This window comes from Acidianus infernus, assembly GCF_009729545.1.
GTDB lineage: Archaea > Thermoproteota > Thermoprotei_A > Sulfolobales > Sulfolobaceae > Acidianus > Acidianus infernus.
Window position 1 is genome coordinate 338,967 of record NZ_WFIY01000004.1, and the last position, 20,758, is coordinate 359,724.

The window sequence follows — 20,758 nt, forward strand, 5'->3', positions numbered from 1 at the left end:
AAGAATTTAGGTATTAATAGGGGTCTTGATGTCACACCAATGGGTGAGCGTGATGGAATTCCAATATCAATAGATGAATTAAATAAATTAAAGGCAATAGCAGAAAGAGCTAGAAGGAACGTTATAAAAATGCAATTTTACGACCACTCTATACATGTAGGGTCTTCTTTAAGTAGTATAGAGATTCTCACTACCCTTATATTTAGATATATAAGAGACGGTCAAGAGAAGATAAATAAAGATTGGTTAATCCTAAGTAAAGGGCATGCAGCGCCAGCGTTATATGCAGTCCTACATGAAAAAGGCTTGATTAAGGAAGAAGAATTATGGAAAATTCAAGCAATAGACGGCTTATTACAAGGACATCCTGAAGTCTACATCCCTGGAGTTGATATGTCTACTGGTAGTTTAGGTCAAGGGCTAAGTTTCGGCATTGGAGTCGCTACCGGCATAAAGATGGCTAAAGGTAGCGGCAGAGTATTCGTAATAATGGGAGATGGTGAGCAAGACGAAGGAGAAGTATGGGAAGCGGCAACACATGCAGTTGCAAGAAATCTTGATAACCTTATAGCATTCATAGAAGTTAATGGTTACCAGCTTGATGCAAGGACTTCAGAAGTAAAACCAAAGGATTTCTTACCTGACGTTTATAAGGCTATAGGTTGGAGAACGTTTTCATGTGACGGCCATGATATATTAAGCATAATCAATGCTGTAGAAGAAGCATTAAAGGCAAGAAAACCGGCAGTAATTTTCGCGAAAACGCTTAGAGGTAAAGGTTTCACTCCAATTGAAAATACAAAAATACAGAGGGCGAATCCAGATGTTGCAAGGCAGTTTCTACTCAATACGTGAAGCGTTTGGAAGAACGTTAGTAAAGCTTGGAGAAGAAGACAAGGATATTGTAGTAATTACTGCTGACGTTGGAGACTCTACTAGAGCTTCTTATTTTAGAGAAAAGTTTCCTGATAGGTACTTTAATGTTGGTATTTCTGAGCAGGATATGGTAAATTTTGCCGCAGGCTTAGCAGCGGTTGGTAAAAAACCTGTTGTTGCGGATTTTGCAATGTTTACAATGAGGGCATGGGAGCAAATAAGAAACACTACTGGAAGAATGAACCTTAATGTTAAGTTTACTGTCACTCATGCTGGTTATAGTGATAGTGGGGATGGATCCAGTCATCAAGCTCTAGAGGATATAGCGTTAATGAGGACTATACCTAATTTTAAAGTTGTAGTTCCAGCAGACGCAGCAGAAGTCGAGAGAAGTCTTCCAGTTATTATCAAGGAACAAGGGCCTATATATTATAGAATGGGAAGAGAATATTCTCCATCAATAACTACTGGTATGGACTATAAATTTGAGATAGGCAAAGCTTACGTATTAAAAGATGGTGACGATTTAGCTATAATGGGAGCAGGAGTAGTATTATGGGATGCTTTAAAGGCTGCAGAGGAGCTCGAAAAGATGGGAATTTCTACTGCAGTAATTAATGTTCCAACGATTAAGCCTATTGATGAGAATACGATAGAGTATTATGCAAGGAAGACAGGTAGAATAGTCACAGTGGAGGAACACACAATATATGGCGGAGTAGGTTCAGCGATAGCTGAAGTTGTGGTGCAAAAATATCCAGTACCTATGAGGTTTATTGGAAGCATTACTTTTGGTAGGTCTGCTAGGAGTCAAAGAGAATTATTGGATTATTATGGCATAAATGCTGAAAATATTATTAAGAAGGCTTTAGAGTTGATGAAATGAGTGGGCTTGAAGATTTAAGGAAAGAAATAGAAGAGATAGACGAAAATATAATAAAACTATTATCTAGAAGGTTTCAAATTTCACAACAAATTGGGAAGATAAAAAAGGAAAAAGGAATTCCAATAACTGATGAGAATAGGGAATCTAAAGTTAAGGAAAAATGGATAACTTTAGCTAGAAAATATGGTATTCCAGAATCTTTCGTTGAATCGTTTTTAACAATGATTTTTTCCTATTCCAAATTATATCAAATAAATCCCAAATCTAAGAGGAGAATTGTAATTATCGGCTATGGCGGTATGGCTAGATCTTTATCGTCACTTTTCAAAATATCTGGACAAGAAGTAGTTATAACTGGTAGAGATCTTAAAAAAGCTGAGGCTTTGTCCTCTGAGTTTAACTTCGTGACAATGAACATTGATTCTGCTTTAAAGTGGGGAGAAATTATAATTTCTACATTACCTCCATCGGCATATTTTTCAGATTTTATGGATGAGACATATAAAAAAATTAAAGCCAAAATTTTTATGGATATAACTTCATCTAAAGCCAAAATTTTTAAAGATATAGAAAATAAGTCAATAAAATATAATTTTATGTATATATCTATTCATCCTCTTTTTGGTCCTTACTTATATCCAGTAGGGGAAAAAGTTGTTTTAATTCCATCTAAGACTTCTACTTCTATTGTGAGAGATATTTATGAGTTTTTTATGGATAACGGTCTTGTTCCTTTAATTTCTAACTTAGAAGACCATGAAAAGGCAATGAGCATAGTCCAAGTTTTACCTCATTTTTACTTGTTGGCCTTATCCTCTAGCATTCAAGAGCTTTCAAAAGAACTTGGAATAGATTTTAAAAAATTCGAAACTACCAATTTTAGAGAGATATATAAAATTATTAATAGGATATATGAAATTAAAAATGTTATATTAGAAATTCAAGAGAACAATCCTTATGCTGATAAGGCAAGAGAATTTGGAGTAAGAGAATTAAATAACCTATACACCCAATTAATGGGGAAGAAAAATGATGCTCTTCATTCTTAGGAACGATAGTTCAACCTTAAGGGAGAAGATTAAGGAAAGTTCAGCCTCATATAAATTTCTAGACTTATACGGAAAGAAACTCGCATTAGTATGGCCAGACGAGGAAGCTGAAAAAATTAATGATGATAGTATAGAAATGAAAGTTAAAACGAAGAAACCTTACATTTTAGCAAGCAATGAGTGGAAAAAAGAGCCAACAAAAGTTAGTGTAAAAGACGTTGAAATAGGAGGAGAGAAAATAGTAGTTGCTGCGGGTCCTTGCGCAGTAGAGTCGGAGGAGCAAGTTGAGACAGTAGCCAAAGCAGTCAGGAGAGCTGGAGCATCTTTATTAAGAGGAGGAGCGTTTAAACCTAGGACTAGTCCTTACTCTTTTCAAGGCTTAGGAGAAGGTGGGCTAAAAATCTTGAGGAAAGTTAGTGATGAGGTAGGATTACCTATAGTTACAGAAATAATGGATGCAAGAGATTTGCCTTTGTTCAAACAGTACGATATAGATATGTTACAAATAGGTGCTAGAAACGCTCAAAACTTTACATTACTTAAGGAGGTAGGAAAATTTGGTAAACCTGTTTTATTAAAGAGAGGTATGGCAAATACTGTGGAAGAATGGTTGCAAAGTGCCGAATATTTACTATCAGAAGGTAACGGTAATGTTGTACTTTGTGAAAGGGGAATAAGAACATTTGAGAAAGCTACTAGATTCACGTTGGATATAGGCGGTATGGTTGCAGCGAAGATGATGACTCATTTGCCAATGTGCGCAGACCCTAGTCATCCAGCAGGTAAAAGGGAGTTAGTTCATTCTTTAGCCTTAGCATCAGTAGCCGCTGGCGCGGACATGTTAATTATAGAAGTTCATCCTAATCCGGAAAAAGCGCTTAGCGATTCTGAGCAGCAATTAACTCCAGAATCTTTTGAGGTATTGATGAACAGAATTAAAGCATTGGCGAACGCATTGGGTAGATCTGCATGAGGAAAATTTCTGAGGATATATGCTGTTCTAAAGTAGATGTTCTTGTAAATGCTAGTTATAAGGATTTTTTAGATTCTCTCCAAGGTAAGAAAGCAATATTTTATTCAAAGAACTTGAGCATAGACTACAAAGGAGATCTTAATATACCCATAGAAGATGGAGAAAAAGCTAAAGATGTGAGTAACGTTTTAGATTTAGTAAAAGTACTTTATGATAATGGGTTTAACAGAGGAGATTACGTCATAGCTATAGGAGGGGGCACCGTTTTAGATCTAGTAGGTTTTGTTTCTTCAATATATATGCGTGGCCTTAATTTAATTAATATTCCTACAACACTATTGGGAATGGTTGATGCCGCGATTGGGGGTAAAAATGGAGTTAATTTTGGCAACGCAAAAAACATTTTAGGAACTTTTTATCAACCTTCGGCAATTGTCGTAGATTTAAATTTTATTAAAACTCTTCCTGAAGAAGAGATTAGAAAAGGTCTTGCCGAAGTGATAAAATACGGTCTAGTATTAGATAAGGAACTTTATGATTATCTTGCAATGAATGATAAGAAAATCTTGGAGAAAGATGAGGGAGCCCTTGAGGAAATAATTTACAAGTCAATTAAAGATAAACTGGCGGTAGTAAAAGAGGACGAAAGAGAAACTAAAGGAATTAGAGTGGTTTTAAACTTTGGGCACACTATAGGTCATGCGATAGAAGCCGGGTCTAATTTTACTATACCTCATGGATACGCAATATCTGTAGGGATGGTCTGTGAAGCTAAAATTGCTGAAGAAATGGGCTATTCTGAAGAAGGAGTTGTAGAGGACACTTTATGGATACTTAGCCTATACGGTTTACCAATAACTCCAGAAAAACTTCCTTCTAAGTACTCTAAAGAACTAGCTTTGGCTTCAATAGAGAAGGATAAAAAAATCAGAAATGATGAGATTTTGATGCCATTTCCTACAAGGATAGGGGATTATAAAGTAGTTAAAGTTCCTATACAGACAGTTAAAGGGTTTGCCTCGCAATGTTTATAGATTATTCAACAAAACTTTTCGGAATAATAGGTAAGAAAATTTCTTATACGCTGTCTCCTGCTATACATAACTACTCTTTTGAAAAGTTGGGAATAAATGCAGTTTATCTAGCGTTTGATATTCAAGAAGAGGAAAAATTTGACTTGATAGTAAAAGGCTTACTTGAGGTCGGAGAAGGATTTAACGTTACAATACCCTATAAAGAGAAGATAATTCCATTACTTGAAGGATTAAGCAAAGAAGCGGAAGAAATCGGAGCAGTAAATACAATATTTAGGAAGAAAGGGTTTAATACAGATTATTTGGCTGTTAAAAGTTTAGTTTTAGAAAAAGGAGAAAAAATCGAGAAAAGCCTAATATTCGGCGCAGGCGGTGCAGCTAAAGCCGCATCATTCGCTTTAAGCTCATTAGGTTCTGAAATTTTCATAATTAATAGAACTAGAGATAAGGCTCAAGAGTTAGTTGATAGATTAACTGAAAAAGGCTATTACGCTAAAGTTGTTGAATCATGCAACTTCAGCTATGATGCAGTAGTTAATTCAACGCCTAATCCTTCTTATATTCCTGATGAATGCATTAAAGGAAAATTAGCAATTGAATTTGTTTATTCTCCTTTAAATACTGAGTTTCTAATTAAAGCTTCTGAGAAGGGATTAAGAGTAATAAACGGCTTGGAAATTTTAGTAAGACAAGCTTTAGAGGCACAAAAGATTTGGTTTGGAAAGTCTTTAAATGACAAAGAAGTGGTGGATTTTCTATATGCCAGGGAACTCGTTAGGTAAAGCATTAACTATAACAACTTTTGGAGAAAGTCACGGTCCTGCAATAGGAGTCGTAATAGATGGAATTCCTGCAGGCCTGCCTTTAAGCAAGGAAGATATTGAATTTGAATTATCGTTTAGAAGGCCAGGAAAACTTTTTGTGTCGGGCAGAAGGGAAAAGGACGAACCAGAGATCATCAGTGGAATCTATAACGGAAGGACAACTGGAGCTCCAGTAGCAATAATAATAAGGAATACTGACGTTATATCTTCTCTATATGAAGAAGTTCATTACAAACCAAGGCCAGGGCATGCAGATCTTCCTTACATTATGAAATACGGCTTTGAAAATTGGGATTATAGAGGCGGTGGTAGAGCTAGTGCAAGGGAAACTGCCACAAGAGTTGCCGCAGGAGCTATAGCAAAGAAGCTTTTAATGCTTACTAATACCGTAATAGCAGGTCATTTAGTTAGTCTAGGAAACGTTGAACTAGAAGAGAAAGTATCTTTTGAGGATATTCTTTGTTCTAAATATAGCCCAGTTAGGGCAAGTAAAAAATCCTTAGAAGAAAAATATGAGAAATTGCTTATGGAAGCGACAAAAGAAGGAGATAGCTATGGCGGAGTTGCGGAAATAGTTGTAAATAATCCACCCATAGGCCTTGGGGAACCAGTATTTGACAAAATAAAAGCTGATTTGGCTAAGGCAGTAATGTCAATTCCTGCAGTAGTTGGTTTCGAATACGGTTTAGGATTTAAGGCCGCACATATGAGAGGTAGTGAGGCCAATGATGAGATAATATTAAAAGACGGTAAACTTGGTTGGAAATATAACAACGCTGGCGGAATCTTGGGAGGTTTAACAAATGGTGAGCAAATAATTTTAAGATGTGCATTTAAGCCTACATCATCAATAAGGAAGCCTCAAAAAACTATAGATTTGAGGACTATGAAGGAGACGGAAATTTCAGTTATAGGTAGACATGACCCTGCAGTAGCAATTAGGGGAGTTGCGGTAGTAGAAGCAATGGTAGCATTAGTTTTGGTAGATCATGCAATAAGAGCTGGAATAATTCCTCAAGTTAGACTAGACGATAAGCAAGTCTCTATCATTGAAGAAAATTGGAAGAGGTATATTAACACATGCAGGCCTACGGAGGGGTCTCAATAGTTAATGCCATACCTTCTTGGTATGGATCATCAATGGCAGTAAATTTGAAAGTAAATGTGGAAATTACTAAAGGTAAATATAATGGAGGAAGTAAGTTAATTTCCACCATCATAACGTATCTTAAGGAAAAGTTCAATTTAGAAGATTTCGACGTCAAAATAAGCTCTGAGATTCCTCAAGAAAGTGGATTAAAAAGCAGTAGTGCAGTTTCTACAGCGTTGATTGGTGAAGTCAAGAGAAAATTTGGTTTAAATATAGATGTAGTTAAGTATTCTGCAATACTATCAATATTGGCAGGAGTTTCTTACACTGGAGCCTTAGATGATGCTGTTTCTGCATATTATGGAGGAATTTCTTACACATATAATAAGGAATTTAAAATTATTAAAAAATCCAATCCGCCTTTAGATATTTCAATAATCATATTGCCAAAAGGAGGAAGAGGTAAAGTTAATTTAAATAAGTTAAGGAGCTACGAGCTAATTTTCTATGAAATTTTTAAGTTATCGTTATCAGATCCAATAACTGCAATGAAATACAATGGTATACTAGTTGGTGAAATTCTAGGTTATGATTTAACACCAGTGAAAAAAGCTTTAGAGAAAGGGGCATTAGCTTCTGGAATATCTGGTAATGGACCTTCAATATTTGCTGTTACAAAAGAAGGTGAAGAAGGGCCAATAATAGATGAATTTAACCTTTACGGTAAAGTAATATTAACAAAGGCTGTCGGGCTTGATAGCGAAGATAAGTAGATCTTACATAGAAGGTAAGATAAGGGCACCTCCATCAAAAAGTCTTGGAATTAGATTAATATTTCTTTCTTTATTAACAAAGGTTAATTTATATACAAGCCAAGAGTTATCAGATGACATTTTAGTAGCTAAAAATGCCGTGAATACCTTAAAAAATGGTGGAGATTACGTATATTTAGGAGGCTCTGCAACCACATTAAGGATGCTAATACCAATTGCGTTAGCTTTAGGTAAGAAAATAAAAATTGACGGAGATGAGACCCTTAGGAGGAGGCCATTAAATGCTATTATTAAGGCATTAAGGTCGGCAAAATTTTCATCAAATTCCTTACCTCTCACAATAGAAGGTAAATTAGAAGAAGAAACAGTAATAGAAGGTTGGGAAAGTAGTCAATACATTTCTGGGCTAATTTATGCATATCATATAATAGGAGGGGGTAAAATTAGAATAATACCTCCAATATCTTCAAAGAGTTATATAGAAATGACGATTGATCTCTTTAATAGAATTGGTTCTGATGTTAAATTTGAGGGGAATGAGATTTTAATTAATCCTAGACCTCTAAGAGGTTATGAAGGAGAAATACCAGGGGATTATGCATTGGCATCATTTTATGCATTGGCCTCATTACTAACTGGGGGAAGAATAGAGATATTTGGCCTTTATGATCCTCCAAAGTATTTCGGAGATCATAATATTGTAGAAATATTTTCTAATATGGGTGCAAAAAGTTATTATTCAAGTTCTTGGATTGTGGAATCCACTGATGAATATTATCCGATAAAAATAAACGTTAATGACGTTCCTGATTTAGCTGTTTCAATTGCTACGCTATCATCTGTAGCTAACGGATGTTCCGAAATACAAGGAATTGAAAGGCTTAGAATAAAGGAAAGCGATAGGGTTTCTACTATAATTTCTACCTTAAGTGCATTTGGGGTTAATGCAAAATATGTAAACGATAGTATTACAATTAAGGGCGTAAGAAAGGAAAAAATTCTTAAAGGGAGTATTACATGCCCTTCCGATCATAGGATAGCTATGATGGCCGGAGTACTTTCACTAATAAACGGAGGAGAAGTTGACGATGCAGAGTGTGTAAAAAAGAGTAATCCTTTCTTTTGGCAAGATTTAATAAAACTAGGAGGAAAAATATCTCTAGAATGAGACCGTTAATAGTAGCCTCTTTACCTATTTATAAAGAAGATGACTTACTTAAGGCTAGGAATATTAAAGAAGCAGACATGATTGAGTTAAGACTTGATTACTCCCAAAAGTTAATTAGTCTTGAAAAAATAAAGGAAATCTTAGGCGATTTGAAAGAAAAGCTAATTTTAACAATTAGAGACGTCAATGAGGGAGGAGTATATAAAATTGCAGACAGTGAGAAAGCTAAGTACTTACAAGAAGCCGACTTAGAAGGCTTCATTTATGATGTAGAGGCTTCATTTTTAGAGAGATTTGACGTACCATTTAAAGGTAAAATTGTTTCCGCTCATTACTTTAATGAATTACCAAAATATGAAGAAGTAGAGAAAATAATTAAAAAATATAGTCAAGATGCACTTTTTATAAAAATAGCTACTATTGGAAAAGGAGAATATAAGGAACTATTAACTAAACTTTTGAAATTTGATAAAATTATAGTTTTGCCAATGGGTGTAGATCCATTGGAAAGAATAGCACTAGGTATTCTTGGTTCACGGTTAATCTACACTTTCGTTGAGACGCAGACTGCTCCAGGTCAGATGCATTACTCCAAGGCCTTCAAGATTATTTCTTGCTTATATGATTAGCCTTCTATTATCAGCTCGCCGTTTTTACTCACTTTTACTTGATAAATCTTAAGAGGTTTTTTAGAAGCTCCTTTAGTAGGTTTTCCATCCTTTATTGAAAAATGTGAAAAGTGACATTGGCAAACAATTTCTTCTCTAATTAGAACACCATACTTTTCTAAATCACAACCCAGATGTGGACAGTACGCATCAAAAGCTATATATTTATCTCCACCTAAATATAACAATACTATCTCCTTATCTTCTCCATTTATATTAGCTTTTATTTTAGTCTTCTCACCTATTTTCAGTTGAGGCTTTTTGATTTGCATATCTCTTCTTATTTAAGGCTCTCGGTAGAACTAAATAAACGCAAAGGTCCCCGCACATTGTACAAGATCCTGCTTCGAATTTCTTGTATTGCCTATATATCCTTCTAGCCCTTTCTTCATCGAAAGTTAAAGAGAACATCTTTTGCCAATTAAGAGAAGCTCTGGCTTTACTCATTTCTGTATCCAATTTTCTGGCTTTTTCTCCTAGTTTTATTATATCTCCAGTATGAGCTGCAATTTTAAACGCTATTAAACCATCTTTTACTTGCTCAGGAGTAGGCAAGGAAAGATGTTCTGCAGGAGTTAAATAACATAACATGTCTGCTCCATACGCAGCAGCTAACGCGCCACCTATAGCTCCAGCTATATGATCATATCCTGCAGCTATATCTGTAGGTAGTATCCCAAGTACGTAATAAGGAACTCCTCCAGTTAATTGTTTTTCAAGCTTTATGTCCATTTCTATCTGATCTAATGGCATATGTCCTGGTCCTTCAATCATTACCTGAACTCCTTTCTCTATTGCTTTCTTAGCTAGCCTAGCATTAACTAATAATTCTCCTACGTGGAGCTCATCATGTGCATCGTCTATTCCTCCGGGCCTTAATGCATCTCCTAGACTTAATACAACGTCATATTCTTTCGCTAATTCTAAGAGATAATCAAAATTCGCATAGAGAGGATTTTCTTTTTCATTATATATTTCCCATGCAGCTAATATGGTTCCTCCTCTGCTTACTATTCCCGCAGTTCTTTTTTGCTCAGCAGCTTTCTTCGCTAAATCTAAAGTTACTCCAGTATGTACAGTTACAAAGTCTACTCCATCTTTAAAGTGCTTTTCAATAACGTTAAACAAATCGTCTTCAGTAAAATCAATAACATACTTTCTTTTTGTAACCATTTCGTAGTAAAGCTGGTAAATTGGTACTGTACCTACTGGCATTTTTGCTTTTGCTAATACTTTCCTTCTCATTCCGTCTATGTCTCCTCCGTCAGTTAAATCCATTATTGTATCGGCACCGAATTTATTAGCTATTTCAACTTTTTCTAACTCTTCATTTTCGTCGTAGTGATCTGTCGATGCGCCTAGATTAACATTAACTTTAGTAAATAAGCCTTCTCCTATTGCAGTATATCTTTCTAAATTTTGTCTCACAATATTTTTGAAAATTACTACTCTCCCTTTAGCTACTCTATCCCTTATTTTTTCTGGGCTTTCTCCTTCAAGTTTGGCAATGATTTTCATTTCCTCTGTAACGTTTCCGCTTTTGGCTTCAGAAATTTGAGTTGCCATATATAAGTCACTTAATAAGTCACTTATAATCCTTACGGTGTTACATCATGTATGAAGAGATAAGAATTTATAATGTTAAAACAGTATATACATATATAGAGGTGAAATATACGTCAGAAATTAAGGAAATTAGTAGATCAAAAATTGATTATAGAATTGTTGAGATTGCACAAAGTTCTCCAAGTACTGAAGTAGAAGCTACAGTTATTTTAAATGTTCCGCCATCAGAGGATGTATTAAAGTCCCTCGAGAATGTGAAGGTTGAAAGAGTTTTCAATTTTATGCAGACAATTAAAATAAGAGGAAAAGCAAAGGACGTACTTTCAATAGCTAGTAAAGACTTCGTAACATATATAATGCTTGACGAAATTATAGTCAAGAACGAAGAGTGGATTTAAGAGATTGGCAAATAAAATTAAAAGACAAAGTTTTAGATTCATTGAAAAGAGGATTTTTAGTTGCTTTAAATTCTCCCACTGGTAGTGGTAAAACGCTGTTTTCTTTGATTGTTGGTGTCGAACTTAAGGGTAAGGTAGCTTACATTGTAAGAACGCATAACGAATACTATCCAGTATATAGAGAAAGTAAGAGGCTAGGGAAGAGTTTTTCATTTCTAGTAAGTAAAGCGCTTGCTTGCCCATTTTCTACTGCTGATGTAAATCCAGAAGATATAAAATGCTCAAGCTGTGATATATTTTCTAGTATTCCAATAAAGGTCGACGATTATCCTTTTTCTTTTCTTTCAAAGCTAAAGAAAGAAGGAGAAGATGAGGGATTTTGTCCATATTATTCATTACTAGATTCTTTATCCAATTCTGACGTAATAGTTCTTACTTACCCATATTTTTTCATACCTAGATTAAGGGAAGCGTTAGGGTTAGATTTTTCACAATATGTTGTAGTTGTAGACGAAGCTCACAATTTAGATAGATTAAATGAGCTTGAAGAGCGAAAATTGAATTTAACAATAATTGATAGAGCAATTTCGCAAGTATCAAATACTACTGTAATAGAGATATTAAGAAGATTAAAAGAGGAAGTTAAGAAGAAAGCGTTACCTGAGGAAAAATACATTCTAGTACAAGACTACCCTAAGCTTACAGATGATGAGCTAGAAATAATAAAAGAGGAGTACGAAGCTTTAAGGGAAAAAATGATAAAAGAAAAGCGAATAAAACAGATTTATTTGAATAATATAATAAAATTCTATGAAACTGAGGGTAAGGTATTTTCTTACAAAGGAAGTTTAATAAAAAAGCCTATAACGCCAGAAAAGTACATTTCAATACTTAATGATCCAAGCCTTTCCGTAATTTTAATGTCTGGAACTTTGCAATCAAAAGAATTCTTACGTAATGTACTTGGAATAACTAGGCAGATAGAATATATAGATACTGAAAAAGAAATGAAGAAAAAATTAAGTGGTACTATAGATTGCATTCTGGCTCTTGATGTAACCTCTGCTTATAGTTTAAGAACTAAAGAAATGTGGAAGAAGTACGCTTCGTATATTTTAAAAATATTTTATCAAGCGAAAGGCTACGTATTAGCTGTATTCCCTAGCTATTCATTAATGAATGAAGTCATGAAGTTAGTTAATCTACCAAAACTTGTGGAAGACGAAAAAACAAGTCTCGAAGATGTATATAAACTGAAAGAGAAGTCTATTATTGCCGCAGTAGCAAGAGGTAAGCTTTCCGAAGGAATTGAACTTACTAAGGACGGTAAAAGTTTAATTTCAGACGTAGTACTAGTAGGAATACCTTATCCTGCAGTTGACGATTACCTTAAATTGCAGGCTGAGGAGATTTCAAAAATTACAGGGCAGGACGTTAAGGATTTGCTTATAAATACTACAGCACTTATAGCTGTAAAACAAGCAATAGGTAGGGCAATTAGAAGTGTAAATGATAAGGCAAATGTTTGGTTATTGGATAAGAGATATGACAGCATAATGTGGAAAACAAAGATTAATTGTTTAAATCCCAAAAAGATTAAGCTATAACCATGAAAGTGGAAATTTTTACTCACAAAAATTGCACGGAATGTAATCTACTTTTAGAGTATTTAGATCAAAAAGGATTACTAGGAAGAGTTCAAATAATAGATACAGAACTTTATCCTTTCTTAGCATTAGAAAGAGGAGTAATTTCAACACCTTCAGTTTTTATAGATGGAAAACTAGTTTATGCTGGTACAGTAGATTTTCAAGAATTTGAGAAGCTACTTCAAGGAGAGAAGGTAATAAAGAAAATAAATAAGGATGAATTAGTGGACAAGCTAATGTATGGAATAGTTGATTCCTTCGCTGCTACAGCATGGCTTTACGTGAATTTAGATTTCGACTCCTTCATGGCTCAAAAAGATTTCGTAATGGCAGTAACGGGTCTAGTATTTTCAGAGGACGCAGAAGAGTTGTATAACTATTTGAGAAATTTAATGATAAAAAATGGGTTAGAGTATGTAAAGAAATGGGAAGATAAAATGCTAAGAAATATTTCCTCGAACTTTGTTAGGGAGATCTATTGGCTCTATGGTTCAAAGCTCTCATTAGAGCAAATTAAGGCAAAATATCCATTAGAAGTCTTTGCGCACTGGCTCATGGTTAGAGGAGGATCTACAGGGAGAGTTGGATTAAGAATACATCCATTATCAGAAAAGGATACCATGGAGAGAATTTCAAAGGCTTATATGTACATGATAAATAATTATGATCAGTTATGGGAGAAAGTAGAGAAAGAACAAAAATCTTTGAAAAGTATGGAAGTTGAAAGAAAAGCTATACTTTAGTAACATTTAAAAATTTCGAAACAAAGTAATTCACATGCAACAGTTAGATCTTAGAAATAAGTCTTGTGAGGAATTTATTGTCGAACTATCTAAATATTTAGTCTCAATGAAAGCTGGAGAAACAATAACACTTCTTGCAGAAAAGGATAGAGTCCTATGCCTTCATCAACTTTTGCGAAATGCTCCAAGATATATCTTCAATTACGAAGATAGAGAAGATCATGTTGTAATAAATATAAAGAGATTAAGATAAGCAAATTTTGTTAGTATCTAATTTTACATTTATATTCCTTTCTTTTAGATACTCTATAACATAGGAACTTAAGTTACTGTTAATTCCTAATTCTTCTAACTCAATGCATTGTTCCTGATTCAATTTTTCTCTAATTATATCTTCATTTTCTCTTAATATTGTAAATAAAGCATATATATTATCTTTTTCCTCGATTATCTTCTCTGCATTAGATATCTCAGGAATTGCTGTTAGAACGTTAGAAAGTTTCTTAAGTATTGCATCATCTTTGTTTAATTCATTAATTAAGCCATCTATGACTTCTATTTTATTTTTTATATTATTTAATTTACTTATTTTCCAAATTTTTTCTAGCTCATTTTTTATATTATTCAAGTATTCATTTATTATTATAAGTAACTGATTAGATTCTCTCTCTATATTTTTAATATCAGATAACAAAATTTCCCTTCCATAATATTCGTTTAATTTTCTAGCTATCTCCAGTTTTCTATTTTCGAATCCATAAAATTCCAACTTAGTTAATATGTCCCTATCGTAGCTTATGCATTGATTAACGTACGTGAGTACGTTAATCTTTTTTAGATAATCTATGGCACTTACTATTGATGAGTATTCAGTTATGTAAAATCTATTTAGTTTTATTCCGGATATTTTTTCTATAGAATCTATTATGGAATTAATCTCAGATACTCCTAACGATATATTCTTATTAATAGTAGATAAAATCTTCTGTATTTTGTCTATATCATCTTCCGACAGTATAATTTTCTCTGATGGAATGCTTATTTCCTCCAAAATTATTCCATTTTTCTTTAATTCTTTTATTACATTATTATATTCAATTATGGTATCAAAGATGTAATGTGAAAGTTTATCTTCAATATTTTTCTTAGCTGATATAAACTCATTATAAATAGAATTTATACAGTCTAATGATTTACATTGATCAGCTTTTTTGCTAATTTCGAGTATACTTTTTTCGTCTTCTGCAATTATATTACTTAAGCTGTCTTCCAATTCTGCATAGCTTCTAATCCTTCCTAAACTTATTATACTGCTATCTATTTCCTTTTTAATTAAAGATAGTTCCTCCTGAATTTTCTCTTTCATCTGTTTTCTTATTTTTAACTCATAAAATCCAGTAAAAATGGCATTAACAATGGCGGCAACAATTATTGTGTAAATAAGATTTAAAGGAATAGGATGAGGTAATGGCGTTAGATAAAGTAATGTAGATAATCCAATAAAACTAAATATGATTCCTGATATACTAATTAATTGCTTTAAGCTAAATAATATTGATGCGATGATTAAACTTATGATTCCTAATATAATAATAAAAAGGACATTAGTAGAATAAATTGTATCGAAATGATTGAATATTATGAAAAATAGAGGTAGACTAGATAAAACGTTAGCAGTCAGATTTCTTTTTTCAGCTATTCCTGATAATAATAATAGTGAACTTATAGGAAAGCCAATTATTGCTTCTGAAGACATAAAACCTTGCATTGATCCATACTTTATCTCAATTAACATTGGCACCAAAATATTAAGGATTATTATGGATATAATTTCTATCATTCCAGATAATTGATTTAAATTTAATTCCGTATATGCCAAGTATATTGTAAATAAAATAGTTAATGCAGGAGATACGATCTCTGGTAAAAAGAATGAGATGACTGCAACTATAGATATAATTTCAAGGTTATAGTTATAAATGAAATGCAAATTTAATGATAAAATATAGACTAGAATGGAATTTAGTATCATCAATATAATTTTTTCGTACAAGTTGCAGTAATTTGCGGTTAATTTTATAAGTGGATACCTAATTGACATTTCTAAATAATGATTATTTAGAAAGGATTAATAAAGTCATATGGAATCTAAATTATGATTTAAGCTAAAAATTTAGGTAAAAATTGTATTCAAAATTTTTCCGATAGTTCAATAATATAGTAGAGATATAATATGCTTCTAGATTCAACTTAGAAAGAAATAAAAATAACTACTAAGTAAGTATAGTTATGAGTTCGTTAACTTATTTAAAAAAGTATGAATTGCCACCTCTACCTTATAATTTAGATGCATTAGAACCATACATAAGTAAAGAAATAATAGATGTGCACTATAATGGCCATCATAAAGGTTATGTTAATGGAGCTAATTCCTTTGTTGACAGGGTAAACAAAATTCTAAAAGGTGAAATATCCTCTGGACAATATGATATACAAGGTCTATTAAGGGGATTGGTATTCAATATAAACGGACATAAGTTACACTCATTATATTGGCAGAGCATGGCTCCAGCAGGTAAAGGTGGAGGTAAACCTGGTGGAGTAATAGGAGATCTAATAGAGAAGCAATACGGTAGTTTTGAGAAATTTAAAGCATTATTTACCGAGGCGGCAAATTCGTTGCCAGGTACTGGTTGGACTGTTCTCTATTACGAGGTAGAGAATGGAAATCTACAAATAATGACTTTTGAGAATCACTTCCAAAACCATATAGCAGAGCTACCAATTTTACTAATCTTGGACGAGTTCGAGCACGCTTATTACTTACAATATAAGAACAAGAGAGCAGATTATGTTAATAACTGGTGGAACTTAGTCAACTGGGATTTTGCTGATAAAAAACTTCAACAATACATGAAAAAGTAAAGTTTTTTTCCATCATGCTTTTTAATATATTATGGTTTCTGCAATTATTTTGGCTGGAGGATACGCTACAAGACTTAGGCCTTTAAGCTTAACTAAACCTAAGGCTTTATTTCCAGTTTTAGGTAAGCCAATTCTAGATTATATCTTGGAAGGATTAGAGAATGCGGGAATTCACAATGTTTATCTTTCGTTAAGGGTAATGGCTGATAAAATACTATCTCATGTAGACGGTAAAAATGTTACGCCTATAATTGAAAAAGAACCTTTAGGAGATGCAGGAGCTTTAAAATTTGTCTCTACACAAGCAAAACTTGATGATGTTGTGATTGTAATATATGGCGATATCTATAGTGAAGTTAATTTTTTAGATTTACTTAAATTCCACGCTCAAAGTGAATGCCCAGTAACTCTTTTAGCAACCAAAGTTAATAATCCTAGAAGATATGGAGTCTTACTTACAGAAGATAATAAATTAATTGAGATTATAGAGAAGCCATCTAATCCTATTTCTAATTTAATAAATGGTGGGGTATATGTATTTAATAAGAATATATTGAACTTTATACAAGGTCCCTCAATAAGCAGAAACTTTTTGCCAAAAATTCTAGAGAAGTATTGCGTTTCGGTTTATAAGTACGACGGAATATGGGCCGATATAGGAACTCCTTATGATTATATGAAACTTAACTTCGAATTACTAGGAAAAAGATTTCCAAGAGGGTATATATCAAATACTGCAAAAGTATCCGAAAGAGCGACGCTAACTCCGCCTTATTTTATTTCAGATGGAGTGATTATAGGTGAAGACTCGTATATTGATTCTAATTCAATAATAGGCAAAGGTTCTGTAATTAAAAATGGCGTTTATATTGGAGAATCGTTACTCATGGAAAATGTACTTGTAAGTGAGAATAGCTTCATAAAAGGTTCGATAATTGCTGATAAGTGTAAGATCGGTAAATGGAATCATATAAGGGAGGAAACCATATTTGGAGAAGAAGTAATAACTCATGACGGTATTTTAATTAATAAAAAGAACATTATATTACCTAATAAGGAAGTGACAGAATCTATATATGAGGAGGATAAGATAATATTATGATATTAGACGAAATTATAGACGAGTTATCTTACGATTTAAAGCAGAGAAAAATAATAAACATTTGTGTAGGTACATCTTACACTGCAGTAATTTTGGACGACCAAAGCATGGGAATATCCCATACTATAGCAGAAGGTGAAGTTGACTATGCTGGAGAAATGATTGGAAAAAACGCTTACGATGTAGCAGTTGATGTGGATAATCCATTAAAAAGGAGTATTTCTGTCGCTATATTAAATTCGATAACTACTGGTAAGCTAACAGCTGGAGATCCCTTAACTTTATACTCTGGAGGTAAAGTTTGTGCATTCGGATACTATCCTTATATTTCCGCTGGCAATTTTTCCAGCGTGGTCTTATACGATTTTTCTACGCAACCTCAAAATAACGCCAAACCTTTTTCGCAATTTAATGGGGAAACGTGTGACGTAGCTGTTATTTTCGGTTCAGCATTAATAAATAATACTATAGATAAAATAGTCAAGAACGTAAAAGCTAATCATCTGATTTTAACTGGAATATCGGCTGTAGAAGCAATTTCTACGCTTAAAAAATACGGGTTCGAAGCTGTTGGCAAAATAGTTCCAGTTGATCAATATAGAGCGTTTAGGACTATTTGTGAAGGAGGAAGTGCAAAACAGCTATCAAGGTATGTTACAAAGATGTATTTAAAAATATGAGAATTTAATTTCTTCAATTTTTTCATAGCATTTTCCATCTTTAAGATACTTGCATTGAGCTTGTTTTGAAAATTCTATTCTTAAATCTGAGTAAGGTCCTTTTTCGTTTGTTCTTATTAAATCTTGTAATTTTATCAATGCTATAGAAATCCTTGCTAGTACTCTAGGATCAGAGGAGCCTGCGAATGCACAGTTTATCGCTTTCTTAGCTAAGTCCGCAGATTTTTCTTCTCCAGTAATTGCCCAATACCTAGCAAAGAATATTCCTGCTTCTGAGTTAGCTAAAGGCTCCAAGAAAGTAATTTTACTTAATTCATCTTTTGGCATAGTGTCTCTAAATCCTTTCTCGTGAGGGAGATTGTTTACAATAAAATCGTAGATTTTTCTAGCGTAATTCAGATATACATCGTTTAAGGTATTCTCGTATTGAGTAAGCAACGCGTTTCCTGCCATTACTTCGTCAATTAATAAGCCTTTATTCTGTTTTCTGGTACTTCTATAAACTATTCCATCATCACCTATTAATTGTAATAGATCTTCCACTTTCCTTAGTCCATATATTGTATAGAAGGAAATTTCGGTTGTATATATTGAGTTAGCATTTATTGTTTTCTTTCTACCAAGAAGAAATTCAGAAATTTCGTTCAGTGGCTTAATGACTTTTTCCGCTTTACTATAATCCTTGTTTATACTTGAAATAAACTTGTAAAACTCTATCATTCTAAAGTCTGCAGGATAAGAAGCGAGTAATGCGTCCATTACGTCATATATTATTTCTTTTCCAACCTCCACTGGTTCGGGTATAAATTCTGATAGTCTTTCTCCTTTATATCCCTTATAATAAGCCTCAACTATTTCCCTTAGTCTTGCTTCTATTTCTTTAACATCTGTAGATTCTATAACTCCCATAATTCCTAAGTCTGGAGATAAAATTGATAATGTAGGAATCACACCTCTGGTTAGTCTGTTTAGATATTCTGGATATTCTAAACCATTAACTTCTTCTATCATTAGCCTCTTTGAAATAGGCAATTCTTTAATTTTCTTAAGAAGTTCATCGCACTCTTTGCAATTATCTGCAGTAAAGAATACTCCTAAAGGCTTGTCATAAAACTTTAAATCAGAGACCAATTTTTCGGATATCATCAATACCGTAATCTTTATTTAGTATATAATTCTACTCTTTCACCATGAGCAGGGCACCCCCAACAAAGTGGACGTGTGATATATGTAAAAATATAATATACTGGGATGAATTATTTACTTTTACTTCAAAGAAGACTGTAGTTCATTATACATGCTTTAGAGAAAAAGCACTAAAGACTGCGAAAGTAGACCAAGAGCAACTGACTGCAGTACTAGACTCGTTGGAAGATGAACTAAAAATGATAGTTGTATACAAGCAGAGACTAGGAAAAATAAAAGATGAAGAAGTTAAAAAATATATGGAGCAAGCTGAAAAAGATGCAGAAAAGAACTCTGCAATGCTTACTAGAGCTGTAGAGAAACTTAGCGGAGTACTTGAGTGAACTAAAATATTATCAAGCAATCTTAGTTTTTATTCTCCATTTTAAGTTAGTAGATAATGAAAGTTGAGCTAGTTTCTTACACCAAGGATGGAGAAAGAGTAGTAGCAATTGCTTCTAAGATGAGTAGATCAAGGAAGGGTTGGGACTATCACGAGAAGACAATGACTGATGAGGAGGTAGAAGTGTGGATCCGTGACGCCATCATTCACGGATACTGGTCACCGTTAGAGCACAGCGTTTATACATTCTCGATTGAGGGAATAAGTAGGGTAGCATCTCATCAACTTGTCAGGCATAGGATAGCCTCATACACTCAGATGAGCCATAGATTTGCAAAGCCCGTCGATGAGTACTATCAGCCTGTGATACCGCCTTCTGCGGAAAAGAGAAATGAGGAGGTAGTAAAGAAGGCTTACGATGATGCTTACAAATACTACTACGAGTTATTACAAAACGGCGTTCCTGAGGAAGACGCCAGATATGTTTTACCTAACGGTGTGAACACAAACATCGTCGTTACAATGAACGCTCGCGAGTTATATAATTTCTTTTCTCTTAGGTTATGTAGCAGAGCACAGTGGGAGATTAGGGCAATAGCCTGGAAGATGTTAGAGGAAGTTAAGAAAGTCCACCCACGCCTCTTTAAGTATGCCGGACCAAATTGCATAATTCACGAGAACTTTATTAGGGAGACGCCAATTTCTCTTGAGGAGATTAACGAGAAGACAGAGTTTATATCTCAACGTTGTGTTGAAGGAGTGCCTAGAGATGGGATATATAAATGTATACAGAATGCTAAGAGTATCCTAAATAAAATTAAATAAT

At 33.6% G+C, this 20,758-nt stretch carries 23 protein-coding genes; 19 read left to right on the forward strand and 4 right to left on the reverse strand.

The features are described 5' to 3' along the window. Positions 1 to 39 precede the first annotated feature (39 nt). The 10 genes from D1867_RS02085 to D1867_RS02130 are packed head-to-tail and all read left to right on the forward strand — an operon-like array spanning position 40 to position 9,302. Positions 40 to 855, forward strand: coding sequence for a transketolase (locus D1867_RS02085; RefSeq protein ID WP_155864364.1), 816 nt, complete (start codon positions 40 to 42; stop codon positions 853 to 855). Further along, on the forward strand, positions 824 to 1,762 hold the full coding sequence (locus D1867_RS02090) for a transketolase family protein (protein WP_155862601.1): 939 nt from the start codon (positions 824 to 826) through the stop codon (positions 1,760 to 1,762). The genes D1867_RS02085 and D1867_RS02090 overlap by 32 nt, the downstream gene beginning before the upstream one ends. Then, complete coding sequence (locus D1867_RS02095; RefSeq protein WP_155862602.1) at positions 1,759 to 2,811, forward strand: chorismate mutase; 1,053 nt, start codon at positions 1,759 to 1,761, stop codon at positions 2,809 to 2,811. The genes D1867_RS02090 and D1867_RS02095 overlap by 4 nt, the downstream gene beginning before the upstream one ends. Next, the gene (aroF, locus tag D1867_RS02100; protein WP_420809285.1) at positions 2,795 to 3,784 is read left to right on the forward strand and encodes a 3-deoxy-7-phosphoheptulonate synthase; all 990 of its coding nucleotides are present in this window, start codon (positions 2,795 to 2,797) and stop codon (positions 3,782 to 3,784) included. Before D1867_RS02095 ends, aroF begins: the two co-directional genes overlap by 17 nt. Then, positions 3,781 to 4,818 (forward strand): 3-dehydroquinate synthase, encoded by a 1,038-nt coding sequence (aroB, locus tag D1867_RS02105; RefSeq protein WP_155862604.1) that lies wholly within the window; start codon positions 3,781 to 3,783, stop codon positions 4,816 to 4,818. Before aroF ends, aroB begins: the two co-directional genes overlap by 4 nt. Beyond that, positions 4,809 to 5,600, forward strand: a complete 792-nt coding sequence (locus D1867_RS02110; protein ID WP_155862605.1) for a shikimate dehydrogenase family protein — start codon at positions 4,809 to 4,811, stop codon at positions 5,598 to 5,600. Before aroB ends, D1867_RS02110 begins: the two co-directional genes overlap by 10 nt. Continuing rightward, complete coding sequence (aroC, locus tag D1867_RS02115) at positions 5,578 to 6,750, forward strand: chorismate synthase (RefSeq protein WP_155862606.1); 1,173 nt, start codon at positions 5,578 to 5,580, stop codon at positions 6,748 to 6,750. The genes D1867_RS02110 and aroC overlap by 23 nt, the downstream gene beginning before the upstream one ends. Then, positions 6,723 to 7,505 carry a shikimate kinase gene (locus tag D1867_RS02120; protein ID WP_155862607.1) on the forward strand — a complete coding sequence of 261 codons (783 nt, stop codon included), beginning with the start codon at positions 6,723 to 6,725 and terminating at the stop codon, positions 7,503 to 7,505. Before aroC ends, D1867_RS02120 begins: the two co-directional genes overlap by 28 nt. After that, the gene (locus D1867_RS02125) at positions 7,486 to 8,673 is read left to right on the forward strand and encodes a 3-phosphoshikimate 1-carboxyvinyltransferase (RefSeq protein WP_155862608.1); all 1,188 of its coding nucleotides are present in this window, start codon (positions 7,486 to 7,488) and stop codon (positions 8,671 to 8,673) included. The genes D1867_RS02120 and D1867_RS02125 overlap by 20 nt, the downstream gene beginning before the upstream one ends. Further along, positions 8,670 to 9,302, forward strand: coding sequence for a type I 3-dehydroquinate dehydratase (locus tag D1867_RS02130; protein ID WP_155862609.1), 633 nt, complete (start codon positions 8,670 to 8,672; stop codon positions 9,300 to 9,302). The genes D1867_RS02125 and D1867_RS02130 overlap by 4 nt, the downstream gene beginning before the upstream one ends. Here the strand turns inward: D1867_RS02130 and D1867_RS02135 are convergent. Together D1867_RS02135 and thiC are read right to left on the reverse strand one after the other, a co-directional pair. Beyond that, positions 9,299 to 9,613 carry a Rieske (2Fe-2S) protein gene (locus D1867_RS02135; RefSeq protein ID WP_155862610.1) on the reverse strand — a complete coding sequence of 105 codons (315 nt, stop codon included), beginning with the start codon at positions 9,611 to 9,613 and terminating at the stop codon, positions 9,299 to 9,301. The two genes, D1867_RS02130 and D1867_RS02135, sit on opposite strands and share 4 nt — an antisense overlap. Continuing rightward, the gene (gene thiC / locus D1867_RS02140; protein ID WP_155862611.1) at positions 9,579 to 10,907 is read right to left on the reverse strand and encodes a phosphomethylpyrimidine synthase ThiC; all 1,329 of its coding nucleotides are present in this window, start codon (positions 10,905 to 10,907) and stop codon (positions 9,579 to 9,581) included. Before thiC ends, D1867_RS02135 begins: the two co-directional genes overlap by 35 nt. Positions 10,908 to 10,954: 47 nt before the next feature. Here thiC and D1867_RS02145 point away from each other — a divergent pair, with 47 nt between their 5' ends. From D1867_RS02145 to D1867_RS02160, 4 genes are read left to right on the forward strand one after another with little or no spacing between them, the layout of a single operon-like run. Next, the gene (locus tag D1867_RS02145; protein WP_240872151.1) at positions 10,955 to 11,305 is read left to right on the forward strand and encodes a hypothetical protein; all 351 of its coding nucleotides are present in this window, start codon (positions 10,955 to 10,957) and stop codon (positions 11,303 to 11,305) included. Continuing rightward, positions 11,296 to 12,912 (forward strand): helicase C-terminal domain-containing protein, encoded by a 1,617-nt coding sequence (locus tag D1867_RS02150; RefSeq protein WP_338077927.1) that lies wholly within the window; start codon positions 11,296 to 11,298, stop codon positions 12,910 to 12,912. Before D1867_RS02145 ends, D1867_RS02150 begins: the two co-directional genes overlap by 10 nt. Positions 12,913 to 12,914: 2 nt before the next feature. Then, on the forward strand, positions 12,915 to 13,697 hold the full coding sequence (locus D1867_RS02155; protein WP_155862612.1) for a thioredoxin family protein: 783 nt from the start codon (positions 12,915 to 12,917) through the stop codon (positions 13,695 to 13,697). A gap of 34 nt (positions 13,698 to 13,731) precedes the next feature. Beyond that, a complete protein-coding gene (locus tag D1867_RS02160) occupies positions 13,732 to 13,950 on the forward strand; it encodes a sulfurtransferase TusA family protein (protein ID WP_155862613.1) in 219 nt (72 codons plus the stop codon). Here D1867_RS02160 and D1867_RS02165 read toward each other — a convergent pair. Further along, a complete protein-coding gene (locus D1867_RS02165) occupies positions 13,942 to 15,798 on the reverse strand; it encodes a hypothetical protein (RefSeq protein ID WP_155862614.1) in 1,857 nt (618 codons plus the stop codon). The genes D1867_RS02160 and D1867_RS02165 overlap by 9 nt on opposite strands. Positions 15,799 to 15,986: 188 nt before the next feature. On the opposite strand from D1867_RS02165, the gene D1867_RS02170 reads away from it, so the two are divergent. From D1867_RS02170 to D1867_RS02180, 3 genes are read left to right on the forward strand one after another with little or no spacing between them, the layout of a single operon-like run. Next, positions 15,987 to 16,622, forward strand: coding sequence for a superoxide dismutase (locus D1867_RS02170; protein WP_155862615.1), 636 nt, complete (start codon positions 15,987 to 15,989; stop codon positions 16,620 to 16,622). A gap of 31 nt (positions 16,623 to 16,653) precedes the next feature. Further along, complete coding sequence (locus D1867_RS02175) at positions 16,654 to 17,724, forward strand: nucleotidyltransferase family protein (RefSeq protein ID WP_155862616.1); 1,071 nt, start codon at positions 16,654 to 16,656, stop codon at positions 17,722 to 17,724. After that, the gene (locus tag D1867_RS02180; protein WP_155862617.1) at positions 17,721 to 18,404 is read left to right on the forward strand and encodes a Rossmann-like domain-containing protein; all 684 of its coding nucleotides are present in this window, start codon (positions 17,721 to 17,723) and stop codon (positions 18,402 to 18,404) included. Before D1867_RS02175 ends, D1867_RS02180 begins: the two co-directional genes overlap by 4 nt. Here the strand turns inward: D1867_RS02180 and D1867_RS02185 are convergent. Continuing rightward, on the reverse strand, positions 18,393 to 19,550 hold the full coding sequence (locus D1867_RS02185; protein WP_155862618.1) for a hypothetical protein: 1,158 nt from the start codon (positions 19,548 to 19,550) through the stop codon (positions 18,393 to 18,395). The two genes, D1867_RS02180 and D1867_RS02185, sit on opposite strands and share 12 nt — an antisense overlap. A gap of 44 nt (positions 19,551 to 19,594) precedes the next feature. On the opposite strand from D1867_RS02185, the gene D1867_RS02190 reads away from it, so the two are divergent. Together D1867_RS02190 and thyX are read left to right on the forward strand one after the other, a co-directional pair. Next, entirely contained in the window at positions 19,595 to 19,933 is a 339-nt protein-coding gene (locus tag D1867_RS02190; RefSeq protein WP_155862619.1) for a DUF2175 domain-containing protein, read from the forward strand. Positions 19,934 to 19,989: 56 nt separating this feature from the next. After that, positions 19,990 to 20,757, forward strand: a complete 768-nt coding sequence (thyX, locus tag D1867_RS02195; RefSeq protein WP_155862620.1) for an FAD-dependent thymidylate synthase — start codon at positions 19,990 to 19,992, stop codon at positions 20,755 to 20,757. Position 20,758: the final 1 nt, after the last annotated feature.